This window comes from Dactylosporangium sp. CS-047395 (assembly GCF_050942185.1).
Taxonomy (GTDB): domain Bacteria; phylum Actinomycetota; class Actinomycetes; order Mycobacteriales; family Micromonosporaceae; genus Dactylosporangium.
Map to the genome: position 1 here is coordinate 6,159,594 of NZ_CP192015.1, position 18,482 is coordinate 6,178,075.

The 18,482-nt window shown below is 71.8% G+C and carries 10 protein-coding genes; 4 read left to right on the top strand and 6 right to left on the bottom strand.

Annotated elements, in window-relative coordinates; genetic code table 11:
* Position 1 precedes the first annotated feature (1 nt).
* A complete protein-coding gene (locus tag ACQP00_RS28935) occupies positions 2 to 4,288 on the bottom strand; it encodes a chemotaxis protein CheB (protein WP_433200528.1) in 4,287 nt (1,428 codons plus the stop codon).
* A 152-nt stretch (positions 4,289 to 4,440) separates the two neighbouring features.
* A complete protein-coding gene (locus ACQP00_RS28940; RefSeq protein ID WP_433200531.1) occupies positions 4,441 to 6,879 on the bottom strand; it encodes a non-reducing end alpha-L-arabinofuranosidase family hydrolase in 2,439 nt (812 codons plus the stop codon).
* A gap of 384 nt (positions 6,880 to 7,263) precedes the next feature.
* Between ACQP00_RS28940 and ACQP00_RS28945 the strand changes: the two genes are divergently transcribed.
* Together ACQP00_RS28945 and ACQP00_RS28950 are read left to right on the top strand one after the other, a co-directional pair.
* Entirely contained in the window at positions 7,264 to 8,280 is a 1,017-nt protein-coding gene (locus tag ACQP00_RS28945; protein WP_433200534.1) for an SMP-30/gluconolactonase/LRE family protein, read from the top strand.
* Positions 8,281 to 8,297: 17 nt separating this feature from the next.
* Positions 8,298 to 10,340, top strand: a complete 2,043-nt coding sequence (locus ACQP00_RS28950; protein ID WP_433200537.1) for a PQQ-dependent sugar dehydrogenase — start codon at positions 8,298 to 8,300, stop codon at positions 10,338 to 10,340.
* A 2-nt stretch (positions 10,341 to 10,342) separates the two neighbouring features.
* Here ACQP00_RS28950 and ACQP00_RS28955 read toward each other — a convergent pair whose 3' ends face one another.
* Entirely contained in the window at positions 10,343 to 11,116 is a 774-nt protein-coding gene (locus ACQP00_RS28955) for an SAM-dependent methyltransferase (RefSeq protein WP_433200540.1), read from the bottom strand.
* 93 nt (positions 11,117 to 11,209) lie between these two features.
* Here ACQP00_RS28955 and ACQP00_RS28960 point away from each other — a divergent pair, with 93 nt between their 5' ends.
* Both ACQP00_RS28960 and ACQP00_RS28965 read left to right on the top strand, forming a co-directional pair.
* Positions 11,210 to 13,834: a hypothetical protein gene (locus tag ACQP00_RS28960; RefSeq protein WP_433200543.1), complete on the top strand. Its 2,625-nt coding sequence runs from the start codon at positions 11,210 to 11,212 to the stop codon at positions 13,832 to 13,834.
* Positions 13,835 to 13,852: 18 nt separating this feature from the next.
* Positions 13,853 to 14,575, top strand: coding sequence for a GNAT family N-acetyltransferase (locus ACQP00_RS28965; RefSeq protein ID WP_433200546.1), 723 nt, complete (start codon positions 13,853 to 13,855; stop codon positions 14,573 to 14,575).
* On the opposite strand, the gene ACQP00_RS28970 is transcribed toward ACQP00_RS28965, so the two are convergent.
* The 3 genes from ACQP00_RS28970 to ACQP00_RS28980 all read right to left on the bottom strand — a co-directional run bounded on the left by ACQP00_RS28970 (position 14,464) and on the right by ACQP00_RS28980 (position 18,405).
* Positions 14,464 to 15,729 carry a cellulose binding domain-containing protein gene (locus tag ACQP00_RS28970; protein ID WP_433200549.1) on the bottom strand — a complete coding sequence of 422 codons (1,266 nt, stop codon included), beginning with the start codon at positions 15,727 to 15,729 and terminating at the stop codon, positions 14,464 to 14,466. The two genes, ACQP00_RS28965 and ACQP00_RS28970, sit on opposite strands and share 112 nt — an antisense overlap.
* Positions 15,730 to 15,849: 120 nt before the next feature.
* The gene (locus tag ACQP00_RS28975; RefSeq protein WP_433200552.1) at positions 15,850 to 17,229 is read right to left on the bottom strand and encodes an endo-1,4-beta-xylanase; all 1,380 of its coding nucleotides are present in this window, start codon (positions 17,227 to 17,229) and stop codon (positions 15,850 to 15,852) included.
* Positions 17,230 to 17,367: 138 nt separating this feature from the next.
* Entirely contained in the window at positions 17,368 to 18,405 is a 1,038-nt protein-coding gene (locus ACQP00_RS28980; protein ID WP_433200555.1) for a LacI family DNA-binding transcriptional regulator, read from the bottom strand.
* Positions 18,406 to 18,482: the final 77 nt, after the last annotated feature.

Consider the following 18,482-nt stretch of genomic DNA (forward strand, 5'->3'; position numbering starts at 1 on the left):
CCTATGCTGCCGGCGGCGTACCGCTCTCGGTGCCGAGGTGCGTTTCCTGCTCGGGGTGCTTGAACGCGGTGATGTCGAGGGTGACCCCGATGACCTTTTCGACGGTGCCGTCGGGGCCGGTCGTAGCCTGGGCGCGCTCTTCGAGCCAGACGATCTGGTTGTTGTCGGGGCGTCGGATTCGGAACTGGGATCTGTAGGTGCCGCCCTCGGCGGCGATCGCGCGCACCTTGTCGAGGTGCCGGGTGGCGTCCTCGGGTAGCACGAGGGCGAAGCCCTGCTCGGCGCCGGCGAGGGCGGGCAGGCCGTAGACGTCGGCGAAGCTGTCGCTGGTGGTGATGCGGTCCTCGGACGGGATCCACTCCCAGGTGACGATGCCGGTGGCGCGGACGGCCATGCGCGTGCGTTCCTCGCCGGCGCGCAGGTCGGCTTGGGCGCGGGCGCGCTCGATCTCGGCCCAGCCGCGGGCGGCGAGTGCCTCGGCGACGGCGATCTCGTGCCGGGACCAGCGACGCGGTGCGTTCTGGCTGACGCCGAGGACCGCGCGCAACTGTCCATCGACGAGCACCGGGACGCCGATGCTCGCCAGGTGGCCGCGCGGCACGCGGGCCGTGCGGACGACGTCGGGCAGGTGCGCGAACGCGGTGGCGTCATCGCGCACGACGGTGTCGCCGGCGAGATACCTCGACGTGAACGGCTGCCAGTCGTCGATCGGATAGCGGCCGCCGAACGTGTCGCGGTCTTCGGCGGGCACCACCACGCCGACCACGTACTCGCGCGTCGACCAGTCCGTCTCGCCCCAGTACGCGCGCTGCGCACCGAGCCTGTCGACGATCATGCGGCACGCGGCCTCGGCCACGAGCCGCGGGTCGGTGACGCCGCGGACGGTGTCGGAGAACCGCAGCAGGAACTGGTTGTGTTCCTCGCTGGCGCGCAGGGCCGTCTCGGCACGGGTCCGTTGCACCTCGGCCCAGGCGCGTCCCGCGGCCTCCTCGGCGATCGCGACCTCCTCGGCCGTCCACGAACGGGCCGTGCGTTGGTGGACCGCGAGGGCGACATTCGATTCTTGCCCACGCACGAGTGGCAGGACGAGCTGCGCGCCGATCTGGAGGTTCGCCAGGGCCGGCCCGATGCCGGCGACGTGCGGGTCGGTCTGGACGTCATCGATCGCCAGCCGGCGGCCGGCGAGGATCGCCTGGGCCAGCGGCTGGTAGTGCTCGAGCGGGTAGCGGCCGAATCCGCCGGGCATCCCGTCGACCGCGTAGCCGCCCATGGTGATCAGCTCACCGGCGGCTTGGTCGACCTCCACGAAGCGGGCCCGGTCGGCCCCGAGCTGCTCGACGAGCATCCGGCAGGCCGTCTGCTGGATGGCCAGCGGGTCGCCGAGCGTCCGCAGTGCGTCGGACAGGCCAATGCGGAAGGCGTTCAGCTCCGCCGCGCGCAGCCGGACACGGGCGAGTTCCAGCTGTCCCCCGACGCGGGCGATCAGCTCGCGGGCGGAGAACGGCTTGACGACGTAGTCGTCGGCGCCGGCGAGCAGGCCCTCGATCGCCGCCTCCTCCCCGGCCCGAGCGGTGACCAGCACGACCGGGACGGAGCGCAGATCAGTCTCGCCGCGCAGCGCGCGCAGCAGCGCGAAACCGTCCAGGCCGGGCATCATGACGTCGGCGAGCACGAGATTCGGTGGGTTGGCGCGCGCGAGGGTGAGGGCCTGCGCTCCGTCCGACGCCGTCTCGATCTGCCAGTGCGCAGCGAGCAGACGCGTCAGGTACTCGCGCATGTCGTGGCTGTCGTCGACCACGAGGATGCGCGCGGTCGGCGCATACCCGCCGAGCGTTCCCCGGGCGGCGCCGTCGTCGGCGAACAGCTCCGGTTCGGGCGTCTCGGACCAGCGCGTCGCCTCCTCGGCCATCGCCGCCGCGAATCCGGTCGGCGCCGGTACCCCGGCCGGTGCTTCCGGCTGCTCGGGGCGCCGGCCCACGGGAATCCAGACGGCGAACCTGGCCCCCTCGCCGACCGTGCTGGTGACGCGGATCCGGCCGTGATGGCGGCGGACGAGCTCGTCGACGAGGGCGAGGCCGATCCCGGCACCCTCGTGGGTCCGTGCGCGGCTGCCGCGCACGCGGTGGAAGCGCTTGAAGACGTGCGGCAGCTCCGCTTCCGCAATGCCGACGCCGGTGTCGCGGACGACGAGCTCGACGTGGCGGGGCAGCGCCCGCAACGACACCTCGATCTCGCCCTCGAACGTGAACTTCAGCGCGTTCGACAGGAGGTTCGAGACGATCTTCTCCCACATCTCCGCGTCCACCCAGACCGCGGGCAGCGCCTCGACGTCGACGCGCAGCGCGAGCCCCGCCCGCTTCACGGCGCTGTCGAACTGCGCCACGATCTCCCGCGTAAGCTCGGCGAGATCGGCCGGCGCGAACCTTGCCCGCAGACGCCCGGCCTCGATCTGGGAGAAGTCGAGCATGGTCCCGACGAGGCGTTGCAGGCGCCGCGCATTGCGGCGGATCAGGTCGATGTCGGCCCGCTGCTGCGGCGCGAGCCCGTCGCCGCCGTCGCGGGCGAGGTCCTCGAGCGGGCCGAGCATCAGCGTCAGCGGTGTCCGGAACTCGTGCGAGACGTTCGAGAAGAACTCCGTCTTGACGCGGTCGAGCTCCGCCAACCGCTCCAACCGCCGCCGCTCCCGGTGCCGCGCCTGCGCGTCCGCCATCCGCCCCGCGACCGAGTCGCCGACCAGCATCAGGAACTCCCGGTACCTGTCGTCGAGGGCCAGGTACGGATCGACGCCGAGAATGAGCGTCCCGACCACCCGGTCCTCCGCGTCGTCGCGCAACGGGTACACCAGCGCGACCTCGGGGTTCACCCGATCGGGACCGAGCAGGTGACCGGGGAAGCGCGCGGCCAGATCATCGACGAGCAGCGGCCCACTCGCCTCGTGCAACGGCCACGCGGCGTCCGGCGCCAGCCGCTGCTCGCGCGGCGCCAGCGCGCCGCCCTCCTCGACTCCGCCCGCGGCCACCAAGCCGGCCCGCGTGGACGACGCGTCGATCAGGTAGGCGACGCAGAAGAGCATGTCGGCCGCTCCGGTCAGGATGTCCATCGCCCCGGCGAGCGCGGCCCGCCGGTTGTCGGCGCGCGGCGCGCCGGCGAGCGCGTCGAGCACCGTCAGCCGCCGGGCGGACAGCACTTCCGCCGTGCACTCCGTAAGCGTGCGGAACACCCCTCCGACGGTGCCGTCCGGCTCCCAGATCGGAATGTCGGTCTGGTTCACCCAGAGGTGCTGCATCCGGCCCGAGCGGACGTAGATGTAGTGGGCGGCCGGGTGCCTCGTCGACACTCCGGTCATCACCACGTCCAACGCCGGGACGACGGCGTCGATCACCTCCGGTATCAGCTCCCGGAGCGGCCGGCCGATCATTTCCGCTTCGCGGCCGGGCACCATCGGAATGGCCCCGTCGTTGTTGAGCCAAAGATAGTCCCTCCCCCACAGGACGTAGCTCGGCTCAGGAGTGGCCATCATCAGGCGGGTGACCGATCGCAGCGTCGGCGACCACCGGCTCACCGGACCCAACGGCGTGCGGTTCCAGTTGAGCTTCGCGGCTTGACCGGCCATCACGCCCTCGGTTCCGAAGGTGGCCCGGATGGCCTCCGCCTCGGTGGGCGGCAACGGCAGCTGTCCGCCCAGCGCGGCGCTCTGCAGCGCCGGCCCGATCTCGTGCAGCGGCAGGACCAGGTCCACCGCACCCGCCGCCGTCGCCGCGGCCGGCATCGCCGGCTGCTCGGCCGTCTCGCTACTTTGGGCGATCACGAAGCCGCCCGCGGCGCGTACGGCGGCGGCGCCCGCGACCCCGTCGCTACCCATCCCGGTCAGCACCACCGCCAGCGCGGCTCCTGCGAAGCTGTCGCCGACCGACGTCAGCAGCGCATCGAGCGGCCGATCCGCCAGCACGCTCTCGACCGGGCGCACCGCGCATGTCCGATCAGGCAAGACCTCGAGCACCGACCGCGGCGGGCACACCGTCACCGCCCCCGACTCGATCCGCCCGCCCTCGCGCGCCCACCCGACCGGGAGCACGATCCGCCGCGCGAGGATGTCGACGAGCACACTGCCCTGCCCACCGAGGTGCTGCGCGATGACGATCGCGGCCGGAAAGTCCGGCGGTAGCGTGCGAAGGACGCCCGACAGCGCCTCCAGGCCGCCCGCCGACGTCACCAGCGCCACGACCTCGACGCCCCGACCTTCCATACCCTGCGCGCCGCTGTCCGACGACGCCTCCAGCTGCGCCATAAACTCTCACGTTACCGGCGACCCGCGTGCCGATGAAACAGGGCGCGTTCTCATCTCGACGGTCGAGCCGGCAGACCTTCACAAGCGGCTGCTCAGTGCAAGCAGCCGCTTGTGAAGCTGGCGAGCGTCGCCGCCCGCCGTCAAGGGACGGGTCAGCGCTGCAGGGTCAGCAGGCCCGGCCGCCACGGCAGCAGGTTGTAGTCGCCGCCGGCGCTGGGGTTCTTGCCCTGGTAGAGCAGTTGCAGGTTGCACGGGTCGATGGTTTTGGTCTGGTCGGGGTTGCTGCGGACCAGGTCACCGTGGCTGATGTCGTTGGTCCAGGTGGCGCCGCTGTTGGCCTTGCCCGCGAACGGGTTGGACTCCGAAGCGGCGTTCGGCGTCCACGACCCGCTCAGGCTCGACGACGTGAAGGAGCGGAAGTATCGGCCGTTGGCGCCGATCGCCTCGACGAGCATCAGGTACTGGTTCTGGTTCGCGACCTTGTAGACCTCGACCGCTTCGAACAGGTTGTACTGCGAGTCGGACATGATGGTGGTGTAGCTGGAGCCGAAGTTGCCGGGGAAGTTCCCGATCGGCATCGACGCGCGGTAGATGTTGCCGTTGTCGCCGGCGAAGAACAGGTACATGTTCTGGCTGTCGCCGATCAGGGTCTGGTCGATGACGCCGGTGCCGGAGCCGGTGATGCTGCCGGTGAACAGGGCCTGCGGTGAGGACCAGCCGTTCGGGTTGGTCGGGTCGCTGGACGTCTTGTAGTTGAAGGCGTTCGGGCCCCACTGGTAGGCCAGCACCCAGATGTTCTTCGGCGCGAAATAGAACAGCGTCGGCGCCACCGTCCCCGAGTTCATGCCGACCTGGGTGGCCGAGCCCATGTCGGACCAGTTCGTGAACGTGCTGAACGCCATCGACCCGTACTGGCCGCTGCTGTTCACATTCGACCCGTACACCAGGTGCTTGCCGTTGTAGACGACGTTCGTGAAGTCCTTCAACGACACCCACCCGTTCGCCGGACTCGCCAGCGCGCCGGTGGACGACCACCGGTACGACGACGGCAGCGAGCAGGACTGCGACGGGGACTGCGACGGCGAGGACGGCGGCGGTGAGGTCGGGCCGCCCAGCGAGTTGAGCCGGAACTGCTGGTTCGCCCCGCCCCAGCAGTCGTACAACTGGACCTGCTGGCCGTTGGCGGTGCCCCACACGTCCAGGCACCGTCCGGACTGGACACCGGTGATGGTGCCGTTGCTGTTGACGTTCCACTGCTGGTTGGCGCCGCCGTTGCAGTCCCAGATGATGATGCCGGTCCCGTTGGCGGTGGCCGCGCCGTTCGCGTCGAGGCACTTGCCGCCGTACACCTGCAACTGCTTGCTCGACGTGTACGTCCACGCCTGGTTGGACTGGTTGTTGCAGTCGTAGAGCTGCACCCTGGTCCCGTTGGTCTGGGTCGCGTTGGGCACGTCGATGCACCGGCCCGACTGCGAACCGATGATCTGGTTGGTACCGCCCGGCGACTGCGTCCCGCCGCCGGTCGGCGACGTGGGCGGCGACGTGGTCGGGTTCGCGGCGTTGAGGGCGTTGAGCACCGAGGTGTACGCCGCCTTCTTGTTGCCGTTGCCGTCGAACAGCAGCGGGCTCTCACCGGAGCGCCACGAGTCGCTGTCCCGCACGCCCCACACCGTGATGCCCACGCACCGCGGGACGTTCATGCACGCCTGGGTCAGTCCGCCGTACTGCGACGTCGACGAGTTCGTGACGTCGACCTCGGTCAGCGCCACGTCCACGCCCAGCGCGGCGAAGCTCGACAGCGTGGTCTGGAAGTTCGACGGCAGCGAACTGCCCCCGGTGAAGTGGGTCTGCAGCCCGACGCAGTCGATCGGCACACCGCGGGACTTGAAGTCCCGGATCATGTTGTACACGCCCTGCGTCTTGCCGTACGACCAGTTCTCGATGTTGTAGTCGTTGTAACAGAGCTTCACCGACGAATCCGCGTTCCGAGCCGTGCGGAACGCGACCTCGATCCAGTCGTTGCCGGTGCCCTGCAGATTCGACTGCCGGCGGCTCCCGTCCTCGTTGAACGCCTCGTTCACCACGTCCCAGTACGCGAGCTTGCCCCGGTAGTGGCCCACGACGCCGTTGATGTGGTCGATCATCGCCTGCCGGAGGTTGGAACCGGACAGGCTCTGCATCCACCCCGGCTGCTGCCCGTGCCACGCGAGAGTGTGGCCGCGGACCTTCATCCCGCGCTGCGTCGCCCAGTTGTAGATCTGGTCACCCGAGTTGAAGTTGAACTGCCCGCGATTCGGTTCCGTGGCGTCGGGCTTCATCTCGTTCTCGGCCGTGATCATGTTGAACTCGCGCCCGGCGATCGTCGTGTACGCCGAGTCGCCGAGCCGGCCCGCGGCGATCGCGGTGCCGAAGTACCGGCCGGACTGCGCGGCGGCGGCGCCGAGCGTGCTGGCGGCCGCGTTCGCCGACGGCATCATCACCGCGGCCGCGCCGACCACCACGACACCGACCGCGCCGGCGATCAGACCGCGGATGGTGAGCGATCTCCTGCGCCCGGTCCCGCCCTGGCGGACGGGGGGTTGTTCAGCCATATCGGCCTCCTGATTTCCGGTAAACAACCGATTGCGTGAGCGCTCACAAGCCCGTCCTCGGCGGTGCCGGGCAGAGATTCGCACCCAGAATCGCGACGCTGCCAGACGTATTCACCCCAATCAACTACCCCACCTTTCGAAAACGCGTCTACGCAGCTCAAAGCGGTCCGCCAAGACGCAATTTTCATCGACGACCCAGCGAATCATGCATCGATAACGGTTTTTCGCCCGTCAATTTCCGCCGCCGTCGAACCGCCATGACGGCGGCGAAATTTTCACGCCCGGACCGCAAGACGACACCTGCGACCGCATGGGACCGATTGACCCGGGTCGTCGCCTGGAACCAGAATTTTCCATCGACGAACTTCAAAGCGAAGGAACACGATGACCAGTTCGATCACGCGCCGCCGGCCGGTGGTGCTGACCGCCGCCCTGGCCTCGGCACTGGTGCTCCTCGGCGTGACAACAGCGACCCCGTCCCCGGCGCTGGCGGCGATCACACCGTCGACCTCCGCATGTCCGGCGACCGGTCCGCTGCCGGCGGCATCGATGGCGGCGACCCTGGTGCGCGGCGGCTTCGCCTTCACCGAGGGGCCGGTCTGGGTGGCCGATCCGGGGTACCTGCTCTTCTCGGACCTGCAGCGGGCCACCGGGGCGCAGGGCGTGCAACCCTCGACGATCTGGCGGTACACCCCGCAGTCCACCTTCGAGCGGTTCATCACCGACGCGGGCAGCAACGGCCTGGCCGTCACCGCCGACGGCACCCGGATCGTCGCCGCCACCCACGACCAGCGCAGCGTCTCCGCCTACAGCCTGGCCGACCGCAGCCGCACGACGGTCGCGGCCGGCTACAACGGGCAGGTCTTCAACGCTCCGAACGACCTCACGGTCGCCGCCGACGGCACCGTGTACTTCACCGACCCGAACTACCAGCCCGGCAACCGGGCCGACGGCATGGGCGGCATGACCGGCGTCTTCCGGATCCGCAACGGCCGGGTCGAGCTCGTCGACGGCGGCCTGCGCCAGCCCAACGGCATCGCGCTGTCGCCCGACGGGCGCACCCTCTACGTCGCCGCCATGGGCACCAACCAAATTTTCACATACGCCGTCGGTACTGACGGCAGCCTCGGCCCGCGCACCCTGTTCACCTCGCTGAGCGGCCCCGACGGCGTGACGGTCGACTGCGCCGGAAACCTGTACTGGGCCTCGAATCCCGAGGGCACGGTGCACGTGTACGCCCCGAACGGCACGCAACTGGGCCGCATCTCCGTCGGCCGCGCCACCACCAACGCGGCGTTCGGCGGCCCCGACGGCCGGACCCTCTTCATCACCTCCGGCACCCCGTCGTCCGGCGCCGGCATCTACAGCGTACGGCTCAACCTGCCCGGCAACCCGTACTGAACCCTGGAGGAATCCTCATGGCACAACGCTGGCGCGCGGTCGCGGCCACGCTCCTGATCGCGGCCGCCTGCGCAGTGGTGGCCGGCGCCCCGAGCGCGGCCGCGGCCACTGGGGTCCCGATCACCGGGGTCACGTCGCACCGCTGTCTCGGCGTCGCGGGCAGCACCGCCACCTCCGGTGCCCAGGTGCAGCTCCGCGACTGCACCGGCGCGGCGAACCAGGCGTGGCAGGCGACCGCGGCCGGGGAGCTGCGCCTGTTCGACGGCGCCCGCTGCCTCGACGCGGTCGGCCACGGCACGCAGTCCGGCACGCAGGTGCAGCTCTACACCTGCCACGGCGGGGCGAACCAGCGGTGGCGGATCAGCGGTACCACCATCGTCGGCGTCGAGTCCGGCCTGTGCCTGGACACCCGCGGCGGCGCGAGCACCAGCGGCACCCCGGCGAACCTGCAGACCTGCGCCGGCCGCGCCAGTCAGCAGTGGAGCGTCGGCAGCACCGACAGCCGGCCGCCGACCTCCCCGTCCAACCCGCGGGTCAGCAACCTGACCTGCAACTCGGTCACCTTCGCCTGGTCCGCCGCCACCGACGACGTCGGGGTGGCCTTCTACGACGTCTACCACGACGGGCAGCTGATGACCTCGGTCAGCGGCACGACCCTCGCCACGGGCCTCACCGTCTCACCCGGGGTGACGTGGGGCCTGTACGTCAACGCCCGCGACGCCGCCGGCAACGTCTCCCAGGCCAGCGCCACGGTGACGATCACGCCGCCGCAGTGCCAGGCCGACACCCAGCCGCCCACCACCCCGACCGGCCTGACCGCGTCGGCGGCCGGCACGACCGTCACCCTCGGCTGGACCGCCTCGACCGACAACGTCGGGGTCGCCTCCTACGACGTGCTGCGCGACGGCGCGAAGGTCGCCACGGTCAAGGGCGCCGTGTCCTTCACCGACAGCGGCCTGGGCGCCGGCACCACCTACTCCTACGCCGTGCTCGCCCGCGACGCGCAGGGCAACGCGTCCGCGCCGAGCAGCAGCGTCACCGTCACCACCGGCGCCGGCTGCACCGACCCGGTGTGCGGCGTCACCACCGTCACCACCGAGCTCGACCTGCCGTGGGGCCTGCTCACGCTGCCCGACGGCACGGTGCTGTACACCCGCCGGGATCTGTTCGACATCGTCCACCTCGACCCGGCCACCGGCACCAAGACCTCGCTCGGCGCCGTGCCCGATGTGGCCGGCACCGACGGCGAGGGCGGCGTGCTCGGCGTCGAGATCGCGCCGACGTTCGCCTCGGACCATTGGCTGTACATCTTCCACACGACCGCCACGGACAACCGCATCGTGCGGATCAAGGTCGACAACGACCGGCTGGTGACCGCCACCGAGCAGGTCCTGCTGAGCGGAATCCTGCGCAACAAGTACCACAACGGCGGGCGGCTGCGCTTCGGGCCGGACGGCAAGCTGTACGCGAGCACCGGCGACGCGCAGAACGGCGACAACGCCCAGAAGACCGGCGGCCTCAACGGCAAGGTGCTGCGGATCAACCCGGACGGCTCGATCCCGTCCGACAACCCGTTCGGCAACGCGGTGTGGAGCTACGGCCACCGCAATCCGCAGGGCCTCGCCTTCGACGCCCAGGGCCGGCTGTGGGAGCAGGAGTTCGGCAACAGCGTCATGGACGAGACCAACCTCATCGTGCGCGGCGGCAACTACGGCTGGCCGGCCTGCGAGGGCACCACCGGAAGCTGTACCGGCGCCGGGTTCATCGCCCCGAAGGCGACCTACCCCGTCGCCCAGGGTTCGTGCAGCGGCATCGCCGCCGTCCGCGGCGCGCTCTACATCGCCTGCGAGCGCGGCACCCGCATGTACCGCGCGGCGATCGGCAGCGACGGCAGCCTGACCGGCCGGCAGCAGTACTTCGTCGGCACGTACGGCAGGCTGCGCACGATCGAGCCGGCCCCGGGCGGCGGGCTGTGGCTCACCACCTCCAACGCCGGGGACAAGGACAGCATCCCGAACAACAGCAACGAGCGGATTTTGTACGTGACGCTCGGTGGTTAGCGTCAGCGCTTCTTCGCGGTCACCAGGGTGAGGCCGAGGAGCTCGCCCGCGTCGGCGGTCAGCAGGTCGATGACCGCCTGCCGGTCGGGCTCCCGGCCGGTCGCGTCGCCGGCGTGCTCGGCCAGCGCCCGGGTCCACAGCAGCCAGTCCCGCCAGCCGTCCTCCTGCAGCCGGGCCGATGTGACCGTCACAAGTTCGGTGACCTCCCACTGGAAGCGCCACCACTCGGGCGTGTGCCAGGCGATCGGCTCCCAGCCGAACAGTTCCTTGAGGTGCGCCGGGACCCCGCCGAGCTCGCGGATCTCCCGGGTCATGCCCGGCGTCGCCATGCCGAGCTGGCCGCCGGGCTTGAGGAACCCCACGAGGTACGGCAGGTACCAGTCGGAGGTGCCGAAGTACTCGAACGCGTCGATGCTGACGATGGCGTCGAAGCCGCCCTTCGCGAACGGCAGGTTGTGCGCCTCGGCCCGCACGGCGGTCACCTGGGCGGAGACGCCGGCGTCGGCGAACACCCGCGCGGCCTCGTCCGGGGCGATCCACCAGTCGGCCGCCACGACCTGCACGCCGTACTCCCGGGCCAGGAACACCGACGTCGCTCCCTTCCCGGAGCCCAGGTCCAGCACCTGCATCCCCGGGCGCAGGTCGAGATCGTTCGCCAGGTCCTCCAGCATCCACAACGGGTTCGGCCCCATGTCCAGGTCCAGCAGCCAGACCGGGTCGTAGCGGGACGAGCGCGGGTACCGGTCCGGGCGGGCGAGCGCGCCGACAGCTGTCACGGGCGCGATTCAAGCTGGCCCCGGGCCGGCCGGCAACCCAATTCCGGCGGCCGGCCGTCGCTCCTACACTGATCCGGTGAATCGGGCCGGCGCATGATCGCGCTGATCTGGCGGGCGATGCTCGCCCGCCGCGTGGTGGCCGTCGCGATGTTCCTGCTCGCCGTGCTCGTCAGCACCGGATTGAGCCTGGCTCCCTGGTACGCGCAACGGGCGGCCGGCACCGCCGCGACCGCCCGCATCGCGGCCGCACCGCAGGCCGAGCGGACGGTCTCGGCGAGCGGCACCGTCGCGGTCGACCTGGCCGGCGAGACGGTCGTGCAGACGTTCGCGGCGTCCGCCCGCCGCGCCCTGGCCCTGCCGGTCACCGGGGCGGCGGTCGGCGCCGAACTGGCCGCCACGGTCAGCGCCGGTGAGCGTGGCATCGCCCTGCCGCTGCGGTACCGCGAGGGGCTGTGCGCCAACGCCGTCGTCGACGGGCACTGTCCACAAGGGACCGGCGAGGTGCTCCTCAGCGCGCAGAGCGCCGAGCGGCTCGGGGTGCGCGTCGGCGACCGGCTCGAGGCGAGCGCCGGACCGGCCGCGCCCCGGCAGCAGCTGCGGCTCGTCGGGCTCTACCGCCCGGCCGATCCCCTGTCGTGGTACTGGACGACCGCCGCCGACGCCGCCTGGACCACCTTCGACACGGTGGCCGCCGCCGGTGCCTCCGTGCGGGCGACCTACGACGCGATGCTCAGCCCGCCGGTGTTCAGCCGCGGCGGCGAGCTCACCGCCGCGATCGAGCGGATGCGTCGCGTACCGCTGCAGGTCGACGCGGCCGGCGGGGCCCTCGCGGACCGGATCACGGCCGACCGGCTGGTGGTGCGCCGCGGCGTGTTCCTCGCCGCGGCCCAGCTGGCCGTCCTGGGCTGGCTCGCGATGGCGGTCGCCGCCCGCTACGCCGCCGAGGAGCGCCGCTTCGACGCCGCACAGCTCGCCCTGCGCGGCGCCCGGCGGTGGCGGCTGCTGGCGGCGACCGGTGGGCAGACCGCGGTACCGCTGGCCGCTGGAACGCTCGCCGGCGCGGCCGTCGGGGTCCTCGCCGACGGGCCGGGCCGGTTGCCGATCGCCGGCGGGGTGCTGGCCGCCGCCCTGGCCGGCGCGGTCCTGGCCGACTGGCGCATCGCCGGGCTGAGTGTCGAACGGCTCCTGCACACCGCCGCCCCGCGACCGCCGAAGCTCGGCACCGCCGTCGTCGAGGCCTGTGTGCTGGCCGTCGCCGGGGCCGCCGTCTACCAGAGCCTCGTCAGCGGTAGCCCGATCGGCGTGCAGCTGCTCGCCCCGGGCCTGCTGGCCGCCTCGGCGGCGATCCTGGCCGGCCGCTTGCTGGTGCCCACGGCGACCGCGGTGGGCCGGTCGGCGCTGGTCAACGGCCGGGTCACGGCCGCCTTCGGGGCCCTGCTGCTGGCCCGGCGCGCCGCCGCGTACCGGATGCTGCCCCTGCTCACCGCGGCCGGCTGCCTGCTCGTGCTCGCCGCCCAGAGCTGGGCCGAGGTCGGCCACGCCCGGCACGAGCGCGCCGCGGTCGAGGTCGGCGGCGAGCGGGTCCTCACCGTCGCCGCGGCCGACCGGGTCCGTCTGCTCAACGCGGTCCGCGCCGCCGACCCGGACGGCCGCCAGGCGATGGCCGTCGTCGCCGGCGCCGGCCCGGGCGGCGAACCGGTGCTCGGAGCCGCTTCCGCGGCCGTCGGCCCGCTGGGGTCCCTCCTCAGCGCCGAGACCGCACGGCACGGGCTGCTGTCGGCGTCCACCGACCGCGGCCACGCCGCCGATGTCGACGAGTGGCAGCAGATCGTCCTCGACCATGGGTCCGACTACCTGACGACGCCGTCACCGGAGCTGTTGCGGCGTCTCACCGCCGACATCGTCAGCCTCCAGCTGGCCATGGCACTCGCAGGCAGCGACGCGCAGCGCAGGGAACTCAGTCGCATCGGGGCCGTCCTGGCGGCGTTCGCCGCGAAGACGACCTCCAACGTCGGCGACCTTCACGAGGCACGACGGTGGTGGCGGACCGCCAACAACGTAGCTGATGAGTCCGGCGACCTGGCGACGATCCTGTGGGTCCGTGGCCAGGAGATCATCCGAGCGCTGTACGACGGGCGTGACGTCGATGCGGTGCTGCCTCTTGTCGACCAGGCTGAGGCACGTGCCGCCGGCGCGACGGCGGCGATGCTGCCGTCGTTGCTGAGCGGCAAGGCCCAGGCGCTCGCGCTGGCGGGCCGGACGCACGACGCCCGCACCGCACTTCGGCAGCTCGAGCGGACCTACGCCAGCCTGCCGGGCGAGATGACGACGGTTCGTGGCAGCGAGTCCGACCTGAAGTGGCCGGTGACCAAACTCTGGTTCACGGCGAGTTACGTCCATGCCCATTCCGGAGCGCTGCAGGAGGCGAGCAAGGCGCAGGAGCAGGCGCTCGAGCACTATCTGCCCGGGCATGTGCGGGCTCCCGCGCAGATCAAGCTGCACCGGGCGCTGTGCATGGTCAGAGCCGGCGACACCACGCAGGGGCTGTGCTACGCCCGGACTGTCCTGGCGGACCTTCCGCACGCCCACCATGTTCGGCCGGTGCTCGACGGTGCCTGTACCGTCCTGCATGCGGTGCCGCATGAGCAACGCCGCCAGCCCGCCTACTCCGAGCTCGCGCACAGCCTGACCACCGCGACGGCGTCCGGCATCGGCTGAGGAAGGTCGCTCGCGTCCATGGACCATCACGAACTCATCCTGCGGCGCCACGACGCGGCCGCGGCCCTCGGCATGCGAGCCGGCATCGAGCCGGTTTACGTAGCCTCGCACGCGGACCGCATCGCGGTGGACCCGTTCTCCCACCCTGATCGGTTCTGGCAACGCCTGGTCGACATGTACGCGCAGGCGCCTGGCTTCGTGCTGGTCAGTGGGAGCATCGCCGGCCGGCTGATCGGCTATGGCTTCGGCTGCACCCGCTCGGCGGAACGCGCGGCGGAGATCTGGTCCGAGATCCGCGCCGCCCTGCCCGATCTGGCGATCCCGGCCGGTCCGCAGCCGGTCTTCATCTTCAACGAGTTCGCCGTGCACCCCGGCCACCAAAATCGCGGGTACGGGCGGACGATCCTCGACGCCCTGCTCGCCGGTCGCCGTGAGCCGGTGGCGAACCTGTTCGTCCGGCCGGAGAACCCGGCCCGCGCCCACTATCTCGCCTGGGGCTGGCGGAAGATCGCGGAGCGGAAGCCGTTCGCCGACTCCCCCACCTTCGACTCGTTGATCAAGGACCTTCGCGTGACGGCGAACTGGACCCGGGCCGCCGCCGGCTCGGGCGGCGACGGCCCAGGTTCGGATCAGGTGGACGGGGCGCCGCCCGCCGTGCAGGACAGCACCGGCGTGGAGGCGTTCCCGCCGGCGAGGAAGCCGAAGGTCGTCGACCCGCCCGCGGGCAGTGTCGCGTTGTAGGTGGCGTTGCTGACCGACACGCTCGAGCCGCTGGTGGTGACCGTGCCGTTCCAGACCTGGGTGATGCTCTGGCCGCCGGTGAGCGTCCACCGCACCGTCCAGCCCGTCACCGCGCGGCTTCCGGCGGTCACCGTCACCTCGCCCTGGAACCCGCCCGGCCACGAGCCGACCGACCGATAGGCCGCCGTGCAGCCACCACCGGTGCCCGGCGAACTCGGCGCGGGTGAACTCGGGGCGGGCGAACTCGGGGCGGGAGAGGACGCCGAGGGTGAGGCTGACGGACTGCTGGAAGGACCATAAGGGCATCGGCTCCGGTACCCCGAGATCCCCGTCGAATCCGCGAGCGCCGGGCACAGGAACTGGCCGTAGCGCGTATCGCTGTCGAGGAAGAGCTTCAGCCACGGGATGATGAGCCGCATCTCGTGCGCGTTGGTGTGGGTGAAGTACAGGTGGTCGGCCCCGGCGATCTGCACGAGCGCGCTCTGCGTCGCGGCGGGCATCGTGCCGTACAGGTTGTCCACATAGGACGGGGTGACCACGGTGTCGTTCTGCCCGGCGATGACCATCGTCGGGACCCGGTCCGTGGCGAGGTTCTGCGACGGGGAGAACGGCGCGAGCGGGATGGCGGCCTTGAGTGCGGGCCGCCGCTCGGCCGCGCTGATCGCGCCGCCGCCGCCCATCGAGTGGCCGATCACGCCGAGCCGGTTCGGGTCGACGCGGTCGCGGACCGGGCTCTGCTGGGTGAGGTAGTCCAGCGCGGCGAGCAGCTGGGTGCCGCGGGCCGTGTCGTAGTCGGTGGTGCTGTTGGTCTCGACGCCGATCACGACGAACCCGAACGAGGCCAGCCACGGCCCCATCCAGGCCTCCTCGTTGGCGAACTTGGCGGTGTAGCCGGGCACGATCGCCACCGCGCCCCAGGTGCCGAGGCTGGTGTCCGTCGGGTAGTAGATGAAGCCGCCGTTGAAGCCGTTGCCGGGCGGCACGGTCAGCTGGGCCGTGGCGAAGCCGCCCCGGTTGCCGGCCACATAGGACAGTGACGGGTCCGGCCCGCGCTGGGTGGCGCCGGCCGCGGCGGCCGGGTGCAGGCCGGCCGCGGCCACGGTGAGCGCGGCGACCCCGGCGAGCAGCGCCGGGAGCCAGGTTCGGGTACGCATGTCGTGCACCTCCTCGGAAAATAGGCCCGTGGCCGTGCGGTCTGCCAACCGCACGGCCACGGCAATCGGGCCGCCCGCGCCGCCGCCATCAGCCGGCCGGGCAACCGTCGGGGTGGCGGGTCAGCCGGCCGAGCAGGACGGGCTCAGGCCCGAGCCGTCGCCGGTGGCCTGGAAGCCGAACTCGGTGTACTGCCCGGCGCCGACCTGCCCGTTGTAGGAGACGTTGGTGAAGCGGACGGCACCGCTGTCGCCGCTGCGATTGGCATTCCAGATACCGGTGATGGTCGCGCCGGAGGGCACCGTGAGGTTCACGGTCCAGCCGCTGATCGCGCTGCCGCCGGCGGTGACGCGCACGGTGGCGACGAAGCCGCCGTTCCACTGGTTGACCGACACGGTGGCGGTGCAGCCGCCGCCCGTGTTCCCACCGGGCGTCGAGGACGGCGAGGTGCTGACCGGTGGCGTGCTGACCGGCGGGGTGGACACGGTGCTGCCCGGGCCGTTGAGGGCGTTCAGGGTCGAGGTGTACGCGGCCTTCTTGTTGCCGTTGCCGTCGAACAGCAGCGGGTTCTCGCCGCTGCGCCAGGAGTCGCTGTCGCGGATGCCCCACGTCGTGATGCCCGCGCAGCGCGACACGTTCAGGCAGGCCTTGACGACGTTGGCGTACGCGGTGGCCTGGTTCGAGCCGGAGATGTCCAGCTCGGTGATCTGCACCTCGACCCCGAGGTCGGCGAAGCGCTGCAGGTTGGCCTGGTAGTCCGAGGGCGGCAGGCCGCCGAGGTGGGACTGGAAGCCGACGCAGTCGATCGGGACGCCGCGGGACTTGAAGTCGCGCACCATGTTGTACACACCGGTGCTCTTGGCGTTGATCCCGTCGGTGTTGTAGTCGTTGTAGCAGAGCTTGGCGCCCGGGTCGGCGGAGCGCGCGGCCCGGAACGCCGCCTCGATCCAGTCGTTGCCGGTGCGCTGCAGGTTGGAGTCGCGGCGGGCGCCGCTGCCGCCGTCGGCGAACGCCTCGTTCACCACGTCCCAGGCGTAGATCTTGCCCTTGTAGTGCGCGGCGACCGTGCTGACGTGGTTCATCATCGCGCTGCGCAGCGCCGAGCCGGACATGTTCTGGGCCCAGCCGGGCTCCTGCTGGTACCACAGCAGGGCGTGGCCGCGCATCCGCTGCCCGTGGGCCTGTGCGTGGGCGACGATCTGGTCCGCGGAGGTGTAGCGGAACTGGCCCTGGGAGGGCTCGGTCGCGTCCCACTTCATCTCGTTCTCGGGTGTGATCATGTTGAATTCGCGGTCCAGGATTCCGGTGTACTGGCTGTTGCTCAACTTCCCCGCGGCGACGGCGGTGCCGAAGTACCGTCCCTTCTCCGCGGCCGAGGCGCCGAGCGTGGTGCCGGCCTCGGCGCCGGAGGCGAGGGCGACGGCGGCGCCCAGGGCCACGGCGCCGACCGCGGCGAGCGAGACGGCGAGGCGCACACGGGCGCGTCGGATGGTTCCGGTCATGGGGGTGCGTCCTTTCCGCGCGCAGCGCGGTGCGCGACGGGGCAGCGAATGACTTTCGCGAATGTTATCGCTCACACGACAGGCGTCAATGCGTGCGGTTCCGGCCGCGGGCGCAGGGGTCGGGCGGAGCTGAAACTTTCAGCGAACGGCGGGCGGGGCGGTGCTGCCGCGCACCACCAGCGCGGCGCCGAGCTCGACCCGGCTCTGCGCGGGCCGCTCCCCGGCGGCCAGAGCGAGCAGCAGCCGGGCGGCCGCCGCACCCATCTCGGCGAACGGCTGGTGCACCGTGGTCAGCGGCGGCCCGGCCCACGCGCACTGCTCGATGTCGTCGAAGCCGACCACGCTGAGCTCGTCCGGGATGCGCAGTCCGCACAGCCGGGCCGCCTCGTACACGCCGAGGGCCTGCAGGTCGTCGCCGCACACCACGGCGGTCGGCGGGTCGGGCCGGCGCAGCAGCTCCAGGCCGAGGTCCCGGCCGTCCTCGAAGGTGAAGACGCCGCTGCGGCGCAGGGTCTCGTCGAAGGGCACGTCGGCGGCGTCGAGCCCGGCCCGGAAGCCGTCGAGCCGGGCCCGCGCGGACAGGTCCTTGACCGGCCCGGTGATCACGCCGATGCGGCGGTGGCCCAGGCCGAGCAGGTGCCGGGTGGCGGCCAGCGCGCCGCTCCAGTTGTTCGACCCGACCGACGGCACCGGGTGCACGTCACCGATCGGGTCGAGGGTCACCACCGGGATGTCGTTGGCGTCGAGCAGGTCGAGGTGCTCGGCGGTGAACCCGGCGAAGCCGGCGACGACCCCGACCGGCCGGCGCAGCAGCAGCGGCTCGAGCCACGACTGCCCGGCCGCCGTGCGGCGGCGGATGTCGGTGAGGCTCACGGTCAGGTCCCGGGTGGCGGCCACGTCCTCGATCCCGCGCACCACCTCCAGGGCGATGTAGCTGAGCATCCCGGACAGCAGCACCTCAACGCCCGTCGTCCCGGGCGGGCCGGGCGGGCGGCGGTAGCCGTGCTCGCGCAGCAGCGACTCGACCCGCCGGCGGGTGTCGTCGCCGACCCCGGCCCGGCCGTTGAGCACCTTGGAGACGGTGGGCTGGGAGACGCCCGCGAGCTGCGCGATCTGGGCCACCGACAGCTCACCGCGCCAGCGCACGCGCGCGGCCGAGGGACGCCTCTCGATCACACCGCGCAGTGTACGGGAGCGGCCACGGCAAAAGCGTTATGACCGGCCGGCCGCCGGGGTCGCCCAGGCGGCCGGCC

Coding starts and splice junctions, on each gene's coding strand:
- ACQP00_RS28935 (WP_433200528.1), bottom strand. CDS start 4,288: ATGGCGCAGCTGGAGGCGTCGTCGGACAGCGGCGCGCAGGGTATGGAA.
- ACQP00_RS28940 (WP_433200531.1), bottom strand. CDS start 6,879: ATGGCTGAACAACCCCCCGTCCGCCAGGGCGGGACCGGGCGCAGGAGA.
- ACQP00_RS28945 (WP_433200534.1), top strand. CDS start 7,264: ATGACCAGTTCGATCACGCGCCGCCGGCCGGTGGTGCTGACCGCCGCC.
- ACQP00_RS28950 (WP_433200537.1), top strand. CDS start 8,298: ATGGCACAACGCTGGCGCGCGGTCGCGGCCACGCTCCTGATCGCGGCC.
- ACQP00_RS28960 (WP_433200543.1), top strand. CDS start 11,210: ATGATCGCGCTGATCTGGCGGGCGATGCTCGCCCGCCGCGTGGTGGCC.
- ACQP00_RS28965 (WP_433200546.1), top strand. CDS start 13,853: ATGGACCATCACGAACTCATCCTGCGGCGCCACGACGCGGCCGCGGCC.
- ACQP00_RS28970 (WP_433200549.1), bottom strand. CDS start 15,729: ATGCGTACCCGAACCTGGCTCCCGGCGCTGCTCGCCGGGGTCGCCGCG.
- ACQP00_RS28975 (WP_433200552.1), bottom strand. CDS start 17,229: ATGACCGGAACCATCCGACGCGCCCGTGTGCGCCTCGCCGTCTCGCTC.